The 12,065-nt window shown below is 70.7% G+C and carries 12 protein-coding genes and 1 pseudogene; 7 read left to right on the plus strand and 6 right to left on the minus strand.

The features are described 5' to 3' along the window. Positions 1-62 precede the first annotated feature (62 nt). Both ACZ5SK_RS21885 and ACZ5SK_RS21890 read left to right on the plus strand, forming a co-directional pair. Positions 63-959, plus strand: coding sequence for a class I SAM-dependent methyltransferase (locus tag ACZ5SK_RS21885; RefSeq protein WP_361701878.1), 897 nt, complete (start codon positions 63-65; stop codon positions 957-959). Positions 960-1,064: 105 nt separating this feature from the next. After that, entirely contained in the window at positions 1,065-1,784 is a 720-nt protein-coding gene (locus tag ACZ5SK_RS21890) for an SDR family oxidoreductase (protein ID WP_334575495.1), read from the plus strand. Between the two features lie 95 nt (positions 1,785-1,879). Here ACZ5SK_RS21890 and ACZ5SK_RS21895 read toward each other — a convergent pair whose 3' ends face one another. The 3 genes from ACZ5SK_RS21895 to ACZ5SK_RS21905 form a co-directional block, all read right to left on the minus strand. Further along, a complete protein-coding gene (locus ACZ5SK_RS21895; RefSeq protein WP_334575494.1) occupies positions 1,880-2,716 on the minus strand; it encodes an aldo/keto reductase in 837 nt (278 codons plus the stop codon). 166 nt (positions 2,717-2,882) lie between these two features. Then, complete coding sequence (locus ACZ5SK_RS21900; RefSeq protein ID WP_334575492.1) at positions 2,883-4,709, minus strand: AMP-dependent synthetase/ligase; 1,827 nt, start codon at positions 4,707-4,709, stop codon at positions 2,883-2,885. A 371-nt stretch (positions 4,710-5,080) separates the two neighbouring features. Then, positions 5,081-6,022 (minus strand): LysR substrate-binding domain-containing protein, encoded by a 942-nt coding sequence (locus tag ACZ5SK_RS21905; protein ID WP_334575491.1) that lies wholly within the window; start codon positions 6,020-6,022, stop codon positions 5,081-5,083. 144 nt (positions 6,023-6,166) lie between these two features. Between ACZ5SK_RS21905 and ACZ5SK_RS21910 the strand changes: the two genes are divergently transcribed. Then, entirely contained in the window at positions 6,167-7,183 is a 1,017-nt protein-coding gene (locus ACZ5SK_RS21910) for a bile acid:sodium symporter family protein (RefSeq protein WP_334575490.1), read from the plus strand. Between the two features lie 34 nt (positions 7,184-7,217). Here ACZ5SK_RS21910 and ACZ5SK_RS21915 read toward each other — a convergent pair whose 3' ends face one another. Beyond that, complete coding sequence (locus ACZ5SK_RS21915; RefSeq protein WP_468576490.1) at positions 7,218-8,135, minus strand: quinone oxidoreductase family protein; 918 nt, start codon at positions 8,133-8,135, stop codon at positions 7,218-7,220. A gap of 81 nt (positions 8,136-8,216) precedes the next feature. Between ACZ5SK_RS21915 and ACZ5SK_RS21920 the strand changes: the two genes are divergently transcribed. Continuing rightward, entirely contained in the window at positions 8,217-8,654 is a 438-nt protein-coding gene (locus ACZ5SK_RS21920; protein WP_468576491.1) for a MarR family winged helix-turn-helix transcriptional regulator, read from the plus strand. Positions 8,655-8,673: 19 nt separating this feature from the next. Continuing rightward, complete coding sequence (locus ACZ5SK_RS21925) at positions 8,674-9,201, plus strand: isochorismatase family protein (RefSeq protein WP_334575486.1); 528 nt, start codon at positions 8,674-8,676, stop codon at positions 9,199-9,201. A 129-nt stretch (positions 9,202-9,330) separates the two neighbouring features. On the opposite strand, the gene fdhD is transcribed toward ACZ5SK_RS21925, so the two are convergent. After that, a complete protein-coding gene (fdhD, locus tag ACZ5SK_RS21930) occupies positions 9,331-10,179 on the minus strand; it encodes a formate dehydrogenase accessory sulfurtransferase FdhD (protein WP_334575485.1) in 849 nt (282 codons plus the stop codon). A 7-nt stretch (positions 10,180-10,186) separates the two neighbouring features. Further along, positions 10,187-10,408 (minus strand): annotated as a pseudogene (locus ACZ5SK_RS21935) (2Fe-2S iron-sulfur cluster-binding protein); the annotation flags it as partial. Between the two features lie 216 nt (positions 10,409-10,624). Between ACZ5SK_RS21935 and ACZ5SK_RS21940 the strand changes: the two are divergent. Together ACZ5SK_RS21940 and ACZ5SK_RS21945 are read left to right on the plus strand one after the other, a co-directional pair. Next, positions 10,625-11,959, plus strand: a complete 1,335-nt coding sequence (locus ACZ5SK_RS21940; RefSeq protein WP_334575484.1) for an OFA family MFS transporter — start codon at positions 10,625-10,627, stop codon at positions 11,957-11,959. Next, positions 11,925-12,062: an MFS transporter small subunit gene (locus ACZ5SK_RS21945; RefSeq protein WP_334575482.1), complete on the plus strand. Its 138-nt coding sequence runs from the start codon at positions 11,925-11,927 to the stop codon at positions 12,060-12,062. The genes ACZ5SK_RS21940 and ACZ5SK_RS21945 overlap by 35 nt, the downstream gene beginning before the upstream one ends. Positions 12,063-12,065: the final 3 nt, after the last annotated feature.

Here is a 12,065-nt window from a genome sequence, read left to right on the forward strand (position 1 = left end):
AGTGGCTCTCGTCCGGTGCGTCGGCGCACGCTGACGGCACACCGGACGAGAGGCTGACCACCATGGCGCACGATCCGCACGCATCCCACGGCGACCGGCACACCCACGGCCACCACACCGACATCGACTGGGCCGCGATGGCCCCGCATCTGGAAGCACAGGCCGAGCTGTTCACCCCGCTGTACGAGCGCGCCCTGTCCTGGCTCGGCAAGGAGGTGACCGACCCGGGGCTGATCGTGGACGCGGGCAGCGGACCCGGCGTCATCTCCTGTCTGTTCGCCGAGACGTTCACCGGGGCGCGGGTCATGGCGGTCGACGGCTCCGCGCCGCTGCTGGACCGGGCCCGGCAGCGGGCCGACCGGCTCGGGTACGGCGACCGCTTCGACACCCTTGCCGGAGAACTCCCCGGCGTCCTCGACGAGTTGGAGTATCCGGCGGATCTGCTGTGGGCCGGCCGCAGTCTGCATCACCTGGGCGACCAGCGCGCCGCGCTCACCGCCTTCGCGGAGCGGCTCGCACCCGGCGGAACCCTGGCGATCATGGAGGGCGGTCTGCCGGCCCGGTTCCTGCCGCGCGACCTCGGCTTCGGGCGGCCCGGTCTGGAGGCACGGCTCGACGCGCTGGAGGCCGAGTGGTTCGCGCGGATGCGGGCCGACCTGCCCGGCTCGGTGGCCGAGACCGAGGACTGGGCGGGGCTGCTCGGCGCGGCCGGCCTCAAGCACACCCGCACCCGCAGCTTCCTGCTCGACCTGCCCGCGCCTGCCTCCGACCGGGCCCGCGCCCACATCGTCGCGTCCCTGTCCCGGCTGCGGGACGTCTTCGGCGACACCCTCGACCCGGACGACCGCGCCACGCTCGACCGGCTGCTCGACCCGCAGGACGAGGGGGGCGTGCACCGAAGGGCGGACGTCTTCGTGCTCGCGGCGCACACGGTGCACACGGCGGTGAAGGCGGTTTAGGGCCTGCCCGGCGGATCAAGTCCGCCCGGTGGGGCTTGACTTGGAGAGTGCTCCAACTGGTGAACTGCGAGTCACGCAACACAGGCATCGCTATGGGGGCACGTCATGAGCAACTCTTCCGGCACGCCGGATTCTCCGGTCGCACTGATCACCGGCGGCGGCAGCGGCATCGGGGCGGCCGTCGCGCGGCAGCTGCTGGACGCCGGACACCGGGTCACCGTCACGGGGCGCGGCGAGGAACGACTGCGGGCCTTCGCCGCGGAACTCGGTGACCCGGACGGGTTGTTGACGGTGGCCGGGAACGCCGCCGACTACGACTCCGTACGGACGGCGGTCGACCGTACGCTCAAGCAATACGGCCGGCTGGACACGGTCGTCGCCAACGCGGGGACCGCCACGCACGACTCGGTCGCCGAGGGCGACCCGGCCGGGTGGACCGACATGGTGCTGACCAACGTCCTCGGCCCCGCGCTCCTTGTCCGCGCGTCGATCGACGCGCTGAAGGAGACACGGGGGCGGATCGTTCTGGTCGGCAGTGTCGCCGGGTTCGTGCACACGCCGGGCAACATCTACGGGGCGACGAAGTGGGCGGTGACCGGGCTCGCGGAGAACACCCGCCGCCAGGTCACCGAGTGGGGCGTCGGCGTGACGCTGATCGCGCCCGGTCGGGTCGAGACCCCGTTCTGGGACAGCTATGGCAGTCTGCCGCCCGGGCACCTGCTCACCGCCGACCAGATCGCCGACTCCGTGGTCTGGGCGATCCGGCAGCCCGCGGGCGTCGACATCAACACCGTCGTCGTACGGCCGATCGGGCAGCCCAACTGACGAGCGCGGCCGGCGGGCGCGTCCACGGGCCCGTCCGACGTGCCGAGGGCGCCCCCTGAACAGGGGGGGGCGCCCTCGACCACGTGCGGGAAACCTCAGCCGAGGTCGAAGGTGCCCGGGTCCGGACCGATGCGCCGGTCCTCGTTCAGCGCGCTGATCGCCGCCAGGTCCTCGGTGTCCAGGCTGAAGTCGAACACCTCGATGTTCTCCTTGATCCGCGACGGCGTCACGGACTTCGGGATCACCACGTTGCCGAGCTGGAGGTGCCAGCGCAGCACGACCTGGGCCGGGGTGCGGTTGTGCTTCTGGGCGATCGCCACGATCGCCGGGACCTCGAGCAGGCCCTTGCCCTGGCCGAGCGGGGACCAGGCCTCGGTGGCGATGCCCTGGTCCGCGTGGAACGCACGGGAGGCGTGCTGTTGCAGGTGCGGGTGCAGCTCGATCTGGTTGACCGCCGGGATGACCGACGTCTCACCGATCAGCCGCTCCAGGTGCTCCGGCAGGAAGTTGGACACGCCGATGGCCCGTACCCGGCCGTCCGCGAGGAGCTTCTCGAAGGCCTTGTACGAGTCGACGTACGTGTCGCGCGCCGGCAGCGGCCAGTGGATGAGGTACAGGTCCAGATAGTCCAGGCCGAGCTTCTCCAGGGAGGCGTCGAACGCGCGGAGCGTCGCGTCGTACCCCTGGTCGCTGTTCCAGAGCTTGGTGGTGACGAAGATGTCCTTGCGGGGCACACCGCAGGAGGCGATGGCCTTGCCGGTGCCCTCCTCGTTGCCGTAGATCGCCGCTGTGTCGATGCTGCGGTACCCGGCCTCCAGGGCGGTGGACACCGCCTGCTCCGCCTCGTCGTCCGGCACCTGCCAGACGCCGAAGCCCAGCTGGGGCATCTCCACGCCGTTGTTGAGGATGATCGGGGGGACCTTGCTACTCACGAGCTCTTGATCCTTCGGTTGTCCGTCAAAGTGGTACTCCCATCGTCAACGATCACGGCGGCCATCGCATTCCTGACGCCCGATCCCGTCCCCCGATTTCGGGGCGGGTGCCCGCCGACAACCGATTCACACCCGTTCCCACCCAGAGGAAACCCCAGGACCGCTCCTAGGTGCGGTACAGCGCGTCGACCTCGTTCGCGTAAGCGTTTTCGATCGCTTTGCGCTTCAGTTTCAGCGACGGCGTCAGCAGTCCGTGCTCCTCGGTGAACGGCTGGGCGAGGATGCGGAACGTGCGGATCGACTCGGCCTGCGAGACCAGCGTGTTCGCCGCCACGACCGCCCGGCGCACCTCCGCCTCCAGATCCGGGTCGCGCACCAGCTCGACGGGCGGCAGCTGCGGCTTGCCGCGCATCTGCAGCCAGTGCTCGACGGCCTCCTGGTCGAGGGTGACCAGCGCCGCCACGAACGGCCGGTCGTTGCCCACGACGATGCACTGGTTGACCAGCGGATGGTCGCGCACCCGCTCCTCCAGCAGCCCCGGCGAGACGCTCTTGCCGCTGGAGGTGACCAGGATTTCCTTCTTGCGGCCGGTGATGGTGAGGTAACCGTCCTCGTCGAGGGAGCCCAGGTCGCCGGTGGCCAGCCAGCCGTCGTGCAGGGTCTCGTCGGTGGCCTTGGGGTTGTTGAGGTAGCCCTGAAACACGTTTTCGCCGCGCAGCCAGATCTCGCCGTCGTCCGCGATGTGCACGGTCATCCCCGGGATGGGCTGGCCGACCGTACCGTACCGGGTGCGTCCCGGCGGGTTGGCGGTCGCGGCCGCGGTCGTCTCCGTCAGGCCGTAACCCTCGTAGATCTGCACGCCCGCCCCGGCGAAGAACAGGCCGAGCTTGCGGTCCATGCCCGAGCCGCCGGACATGGCGTGCCGGACCCGGCCGCCCATGGCCGCGCGCACCTTGGAGTAGACGAGCTTGTCGAAGAGCTGGTGCTGCATGCGCAGGCCCGCCGAGGGGCCGGGCCCGATGCCCCAGGCCTTCGCCTCGAGGGCCTCCGCGTAGTTCACGGCCACCTCGACGGCCTTCTCGAACGGCCCCGCCCTGCCCTCCCGCTCCGCCTTGCGGCGGGCCGCGTTGAAGACCTTCTCGAAGATGTACGGCACGGCCAGGAAGAACGTCGGCCGGAAGGCGGCCAGGTCGGGGAGCAGGGCGGCCGCGTGCAGTTGGGGCTGGTGACCGAAGCGGACCCTGCCGCGGATCGCCGCGATCTGCACCATCCGTCCGAAGACATGCGCGAGCGGCAGAAACAGCAGGGTCGCCGCCTCGTCGCCCCGCTTGGAGTGGAACACCGGCTCCCAGCGCTCGATGACCGTGTCCGCCTCGAACATGAAGTTGCCGTGCGAGATGACACAGCCCTTGGGCCGGCCCGTCGTGCCGGACGTGTAGATGATCGTCGCGGTCGAGTCGGGGGTGACCGCTTCCCGGTGCCGGTGCACCACGTCGTCCTCGATGGAGGCGCCGGCGTCGTACAGCTCCTGCACGCAGCCCGAGTCCAGCTGCCACAGCTGCCGCAACTGCGGGAGGCGGTCGATGACGGTGGCGATCGTCATCGCATGGTCCTCGTGCTCGACGACCGCGGCCGTGCACTCGGCGTCGTACAGCATCCAGAAACACTGTTCCGCGGAGGAGGTCGAGTAGACCGGCACCACCTGGGCGCCGATCGTCCACAGGGCGTAGTCGAACAGCGTCCACTCGTAGCGCGTGCGGGACATGATGGCGACGCGGTCGCCGAACCGGATGCCCTGGGCGAGCAGGCCCTTGGCGAGGGCGAGTACCTCGTCGCGGAACTCGGCGGCGGTCACGTCCCGCCATTCGCCCCGTTCGTCCTTGCGGCCGAGGCTGACGTACTGCGGGTCGTCCTGGGCGTGCTGGAAGACGACGTCGGCCAGACCGCCGACCGGCGGTGCCAACGCCAACGGAGGGATGGTGAACTCGCGCAAACCCCGCACCCCGCTTCTCATGGCCGCACAGCGCCGTGAAAGCTACCCCACCCGACGACGCGGCGGGAGGGGGCCAGAAAGCGAGCGATGCTCTCGTCTGCGCTGGTCAGTGCCGGAAAATGGGCTCACATGGGGAAGGGTCGGACAGAAAGCTGACGGTTGAGTAAGTTTCGGTACCGTAATCTCCACCGAATCTGCCCGTACCACTTACGCTGTCCGACCCCTCCCGAGGCCCGTCACGGCCTTCGTTGCCGATCCCTGCCCCATGGGTCCCGGCCGGGGGGTCACCCTCTTTTCCGACAGCGGCGGAGCGTCTGATTCCGTTACTCCGGCCGCAGGTGAACGCGGACCGCGGGGGGTGCTCGCGCCGCTCAGCCCTCGTCGGCGTCCCGGGCTTCCCGGACCTCCCGTGCTTCTCGCGGGCCGGTGCGCCGGGCGGGTCCCGGTGCCGGTCGTCGGTGCAGGCGGTCGCCGCCCGCCAGGATGGCCGCCGCCAGTGCGTCCGCGGTGCCCTGGGCCGACGTCCGCCCGCGTCCGTGCACCAGCACGAAGTCGACCCGCCCCAGTTCCGGCAGCCCCGCCCGGTCCGGGATCCGCACCAGGCCCGGCGGAATCAGGCCCCGCGAGTGCGCCATCACGCCCAGGCCGGCCCGGGCCGCCGCGATGAGACCGTTGAGGCTGCCGCTCGTGCAGACGATCCGCCAGGCCCGCCCCTGCCGCTCCAGCGCCTCCAGGGCCAGCGCCCGGGTGATGCCCGGCGGCGGGAAGACGATGAGTGGAACCGGACGGTCGGCGTCCAGCCGCAGCCGCTCCGCGCCGATCCAGACCAGCCGGTCGTGCCACACCAGCTCACCCCGTGGATCCTCGGGGCGCCGCTTGGCCAGCACCAGGTCCAGTTTCCCGGCGGCCAGCTGCTCGTGCAGGGTGCCCGACAGCTCCACCGTCAGTTCCAGGTCGACCTCGGGGTGGTCGTGGCGGAAGCCCTCCAGGATCTCCGGCAGCCGGGTCAGGACGAAGTCCTCCGAGGCGCCGAAGCGCAGCCGGCCGCGCAGCCGGGTGCCGGTGAAGAAGGCCGTGGCCTGCTCGTGCACGTCCAGGATCCGGCGCGCGAAACCGAGCATCGCCTCGCCGTCCTCCGTGAGCTCCACGGAGTGCGTGTCCCGGGTGAACAGCGCCCGGCCGGTCGCGTCCTCCAGGCGCCGCACGTGCTGGCTGACGGTGGACTGGCGCAGCCCGAGCCGCCGCGCGGCCTGCGTGAAACTCAGCGTCTGGGCGACGGCGAGGAAGGTGCGCAGATGGGAGGGTTCGTACACGCCCGTCACAGTAGCCGTTGTCATCGTGTTTCGCGATGACAGTGAGAGCGGTATGCCGGATTCCCGATGACGGTGCTCCGGAGGACGATGGAGAGGGGCCTTCCGGGCCCGGACGCACACCCATCGAACCGCACGTGGAGCACCGTGAAACGCCTGCACTGGCCGAGTTGGATGCCGGTCGATCCCTACATCCTGCTGTTGCTCGGGACCGTCGGGCTCGCGGCACTGTTCCCGGCCCGCGGCGGCGCCGCCGACGTGGCCTCCGGCGCCTCCACGGCCGCGATCGCCTTCCTCTTCTTTCTGTACGGGGCCCGCCTGTCCACCCGTGAGGCGCTGGACGGACTGAGGCACTGGCGCCTCCATGTGACCGTCCTGGCCTGCACTTTCGTGGTCTTCCCGCTGCTGGGCCTGGCCGCGCGCGGCCTCGTCCCGGTATTCCTCACCCACCCGCTCTACCAGGGGCTGCTCTTCCTCACCCTCGTCCCGTCGACGATCCAGTCGTCGATCGCGTTCACCTCCATCGCCCGCGGCAACGTGCCCGCCGCGATCTGTGCGGGTTCCTTCTCCTCGCTGGTCGGCATCGTCGTCACCCCGCTGCTGGCGGCGTCCCTGCTCGGCAGCAGCGGTGGCGGCTTTTCCGCCGACTCGCTCGTCGAGATCGTGCTGCAACTGCTCGTACCGTTCCTCGCGGGACAACTGCTGCGCCGCTGGATCGGCGGCTTCGTCGCCCGGCACAAGAAGGTGCTCGGACTGGTCGACCGCGGCTCGATCCTCCTCGTCGTCTACACCGCGTTCAGCGAGGGCATGGTCCAGGGCATCTGGCACCAGGTCAGCGCCGTGCGGCTGGGCGGACTGCTCGTCGTCGAGGCCGTCCTGCTCGCGGTGATGCTGACCCTGACCTGGTACGGCGGCAAGGCGCTGCGGTTCGATCGTGAGGACCGCATCGCGATCCAGTTCGCCGGCTCGAAGAAGTCCCTCGCCTCCGGGCTGCCCATGGCGAGCGTCCTGTTCGGCGCGCACGCCTCCCTCGCCGTACTGCCGCTGATGCTCTTCCATCAGATGCAGCTCATGGTGTGCGCCGTCATCGCCAAGCGCCGGGCACGGGATCCGTTGGAGGCGTCGGGGGAACGGCGCGACGACCGGGCGTCGGCCACGGCGTGAGACGGCCGTCCTCTGGCCACCGACGACCTCCAGCTCACGGCACCAGAACCACTTTCCCCAGATTGCTCCGTGACTCGATCGTCCCGTGTGCCTCGGCGGCGTCCTCCAGGCCGAATTCCCGGTGGACGAGCGGCTTCAGCGTCCCCTCCGCGAACACACGCCACAGTTCCTGGCGCCACCGCTCGTACACCTTCGGCCTCCCGCGCGCGACGTGGGCCATCTGGAAGCCGATCACGGACTTCGCGCCCACCAGCAGGTCGTACGCCCGGATCGTCCCGCCGCCCGAGCTGTAGGCCACGAGTCGCCCGCCGGGAGCGAGGGCCGCGACGGCGGGAGTGAGCAACGCGCCGCCGACGGCGTCCAGGACGTAGTCGACGGGGGCGCCCCAGTCGGCGCGGTCGTAGGCGATGACATCGTCGGCGCCCAGTGCGCCCACGAAGTCGGACTTCGCCGGGTCGGACACGGCGCCCACGACCCGGGCCGCGCCGCGCGTGCGCGCCAGCTGCACGGCGAGGTGGCCGACCCCGCTCGCCGCCGCGGTGACGAGGGCCGCCTCGCCGGGTTCGGGCCGCGCGGCCGTGAGGGCGCCCAGCGCAACCAGGCCGCTGCGCACGAGGGCGACGGCGTCGACCGCGCTCGCGTCCTGCGGGACGGGGGATGCCATGGCCTCGTGCAGGAGCGCGAAGTCGGCGTAGCCGTGGCCGAAGCACAGGCCCGTCACCCGCTCGCCCACCCGGAATCCGGCGACCCCGGGCCCGACGGCCACGACCTCCCCGGCGATCTCGCCGCCGAGCGGAATCGGCTCCGTGCCCTCGGTGACCTTGCGGACGACGGGCAGGGTCACACCGATCGCCGCGCAGCGCACGAGGAGTTCGCCCGGGCCCGGCTCGGGGACGGGCGTCTCCTCCAGAAACAGCGGTCCGCCGATGGAGTCGTACCGGACGCGACGCATCGCACCTCCAGAACTCGTTGGGACTCCCAACGATATCCAAGAGTTCGTTGGGAAGTCCAATGAATTCGGTAGGCTGGGGGCATGTCCGAAGCGCCCCTCGCCGCCATCCGCTCTCTCCCCAGCTGGCTCCTCGGCCGGGCCGCAGCGCGCGGCCGTGCCCTGGTCGCCGACGCTCTTGCCGTCGAGGGCCTGAAGATGTGGCACCACGTCGTGCTCTCCGCCGTCCGCGATCTCGCCCCCGTCGCTCAGGCCGACCTCGGGCGCAGTGTCGGACTCGACCCCAAGGACCTGGTCGGCGTCCTCAACGACCTGCAGTCCGCGGGCCTCGCCGTGCGCGCGCCGGATCCCGGTGACCGTCGGAAGAACGCCGTGTCACTCACCGAGGAGGGCCGGCAGCTGCTCCAGCGCTGCGAGAGGGCCGCTCGGGAGGCGAACGACGCCCTGCTCGCCCCGCTCTCGGCGGCCGAACGGGATCAGTTCATGGGCCTGTTGACCCGGATTTCCGGCACAGAGGGCTGACGGTGGATAACGTTTCGTCATGACCGCACCTCTCGCGCTCGACCCCGCGCACACCGCCCTTGTCCTCGTCGACCTGATGGACCGCATCGTCGCGTTGCCCCTGGAGCCCCGTAAAGGGACCGAAGTGCTGTCCGTCGCCGAGGAGTTGGCCGCTGGGTTCCGCTCGGCGGGCGGCCCTGTCGTCCTCGTCCGCGTCGAGCGCCCCGGGGTCGCCGAGCAGCCGCCCGGCAGCGGTCTGGTCCACGGGCTGCGCCAGGAAGGCGACCTGGAGATCGTCAAGCGCACCATCGGCGCCTTCCAGGGGACCGGACTGGACGACCGTCTCCGCCGACTCGGCGTCACCACGCTCGTGTTCGGCGGCATCGCCACCAACCTCGGCGTCGAGTCCACCGCCCGTGCCGCCGGCGACCTCGGCTACGACCTGCTCTTCGTCGAGGACGCGATGTCCGCTCTCACCGAGGCCGAGCACGAGGCGTCGGTGAAACTGGACTTCCCCCGGCTGGGGACGGTGGTGCGTGCGGCCGACGTGCGGTTCATGGGCGGCTGAGGCCCGAGCGGCTCACGAGCGCGCGGAGGAGCGGCACGGGATCGTGCGGGGGCCGAGGCGGGGCCCCCGCGGCGCAGCGGGCGCTCCCCGCCGGTCGGGGCCCCGCCGCCGTGCAGCGGGGGGAACCGGTCAGCCCCGGGCGGCCGCGGTCCGCAGGGTGATGCGGTCCTCGCCCGCGTACACGTTCATGGAACTGCCGCGCAGGAAGCCCACCAGGGTCAGCCCGGTCTCCGCGGCCAGGTCCACGGCCAGGGAGGAGGGCGCCGAGACCGCGGCGAGCACCGGGATGCCCGCCATCGCGGCCTTCTGCGCCAGCTCGAACGAGGCCCGCCCCGAGACCAGCAGGATCGCCCGGGACAGCGGCAGGTCCCCGTTCTGCAGGGCGCGGCCGACCAGCTTGTCGACCGCGTTGTGCCGGCCCACGTCCTCCCGGACGTCGAGCAGCTCGCCGTCCTCGGAGAACAGGGCCGCCGCGTGGAGTCCCCCGGTCCGGTCGAACACCCGCTGGGCCGCACGCAGCCGGTCGGGGAGGCTCGCGAGCAGCTCGGGCTCGATCCGGAGCGGGGGAGCGTCGGCGATCGGCCAGCGGGTCGTCGTACGGACCGCGTCCAGGCTCGCCTTTCCGCACAGGCCGCAGGAGGAGGTCGTGTAGACGTTCCGCTCAAGGGTGATGTCGGGGATCGTCACACCGGGGGTCGTCCGGACGTCCACCACGTTGTAGGTGTTGGATCCCTCGAGCGTCGCGCCCGCACAGTAGACGATGTTGAGCAGATCGGACGCGGTGGCCAGTACGCCCTCGCTGACCAGGAAGCCGGCGGCCAGCGCGAAGTCGTCGCCGGGCGTGCGCATGGTGATCGCGAGCGGCTTGCCGTTGAGCCGGATCTCCATTGGTTCCTCGGCGACGAGGGTGTCCGGCCGGGCGGAGAGCACTCCGTCCCTGATGCGGATCACCTTGCGTCGTTCGGTGACTCGTCCCATGTCGTCATCAGCCCCGGTTCTGTACGTGCTGGTAGCCGAAGCGGCCCTTGATGCAGAGATTGCCGTGAGTCACCGGGTTGTCGTGCGGTGACGTCACCTTCACGATCTCATTGTCCTGCACATGGAGCGTGAGGTGGCAGCCCACCCCGCAGTAGGCGCGCACGGTCGTGGTCCGCGTCTGTGCCGATGCGTCCCAGGTGCCGGCCGCGCGGCGGTCGAACTCGGACCTTGTTCTGCCACTGGCCACCATGGGTGCGCGCAGCGCCGGGGCCGGGGTAGGGGTAGGGGCCGGGGCTGGAGCCCGTGGCGATCCCGGCAGCGGTCGTGCAAGCGGTTTCGAAAAACCGGTCGGTCCGACCGTTCGGCGCAGCTCGCATACCGTTCACCGAAACTGTCGACGCGCCGCCTTCTCAACGCCGTTGTGGGTTCCTAACGTTCAGGATTCATGAGTCCCCCTGTCGCACCGCCCGGCTGGAGCCGCTGGCTCGTCCCCCCGGCCGCGCTCTCGGTCCATCTCTCCATCGGCCAGGCCTACGCGTGGTCCGTGTTCAAGCCGCCGCTGGAGTCCGCGCTCGACCTCAGCGGCACGCAGAGCGCGCTCCCCTTCCAGCTCGCCATCGTCATGCTCGGCCTGTCCGCGGCCTTCGGCGGCACGATCGTGGAGCGCAACGGGCCACGCTGGGCGATGACCGTCGCCCTGGTCTGCTTCTCGTCCGGCTTCCTTATCTCCGCGCTCGGCGCCGCCACCGAGCAGTACTGGCTGATCGTCCTCGGCTACGGCTTCGTCGGCGGAATCGGTCTCGGCATCGGTTACATCTCGCCCGTGTCCACATTGATCAAGTGGTTCCCGGATCGTCCTGGCATGGCCACCGGCATCGCCATCATGGGCTTCGGCGGCGGCGCGCTCATCGCCTCGCCCTGGTCGGCGCAGATGCTGGAGTCGTTCGGCTCCGACAGCTCCGGGATCGCGCTCGCCTTTCTCGTGCACGGGCTTTCGTATGCGGTCTTCATGACGCTGGGCGTGCTGCTGGTGCGGGTGCCGCGCAGCGAGCGGCCGGTCGCGGGCGGACCGAGCGCCGTCGAGGGGGTGCAGGTCTCGGCGCGCAGTGCGGTGCGCACCCCCCAGTTCTGGTGCCTGTGGGTCGTGCTCTGCATGAACGTGACCGCCGGCATCGGCATCCTGGAGAAGGCCGCGCCGATGATCAAGGACTTCTTCGCCGACACCTCCACCCCGGTCTCGGTGTCCGCCGCCGCCGGCTTCGTCGCCCTGCTGTCCGCGGCGAACATGGCCGGCCGGATCGGCTGGTCGTCCACCTCCGACCTGATCGGACGCAAGAACATCTACCGGGTCTACCTGGGCGTCGGCGCCCTGATGTACGGGCTGATCGCGCTGATCGGCGACTCGTCGAAACCCCTGTTCGTCCTGTGCGCGCTGGTGATCCTCTCCTTCTACGGCGGGGGCTTCGCGACCGTCCCCGCCTACCTCAAGGACCTGTTCGGGACCTACCAGGTCGGCGCGATCCACGGCCGGCTGCTCACCGCCTGGTCCACGGCCGGAGTGCTCGGCCCGCTGATCGTGAACTGGATCGCCGACCGGCAGGAGGAGGCCGGAAAGCACGGCTCGTCCCTGTACACGCTGTCCCTGTTCATCATGATCGGGCTGCTCGCCGTCGGCTTCGTCGCCAACGAACTCGTCCGTCCCGTCCACCCCCGTCACCACCTGCCCGTCCAGAAGGAGGTCGCCGATGTCGAACGACAGCAGCCCGAGTCCGCAGCCTGACCGGCGGCCACTGATCGCCTTCGCCTGGCTGTGGGTGGGCGCGCCGCTCGCCTACGGGGTGTACGAGCTCGTACAGAAGGCGACGCAATTGTTCACCGGGTAACGG

Source organism: Streptomyces sp. NPDC031474 (assembly GCF_055581185.1).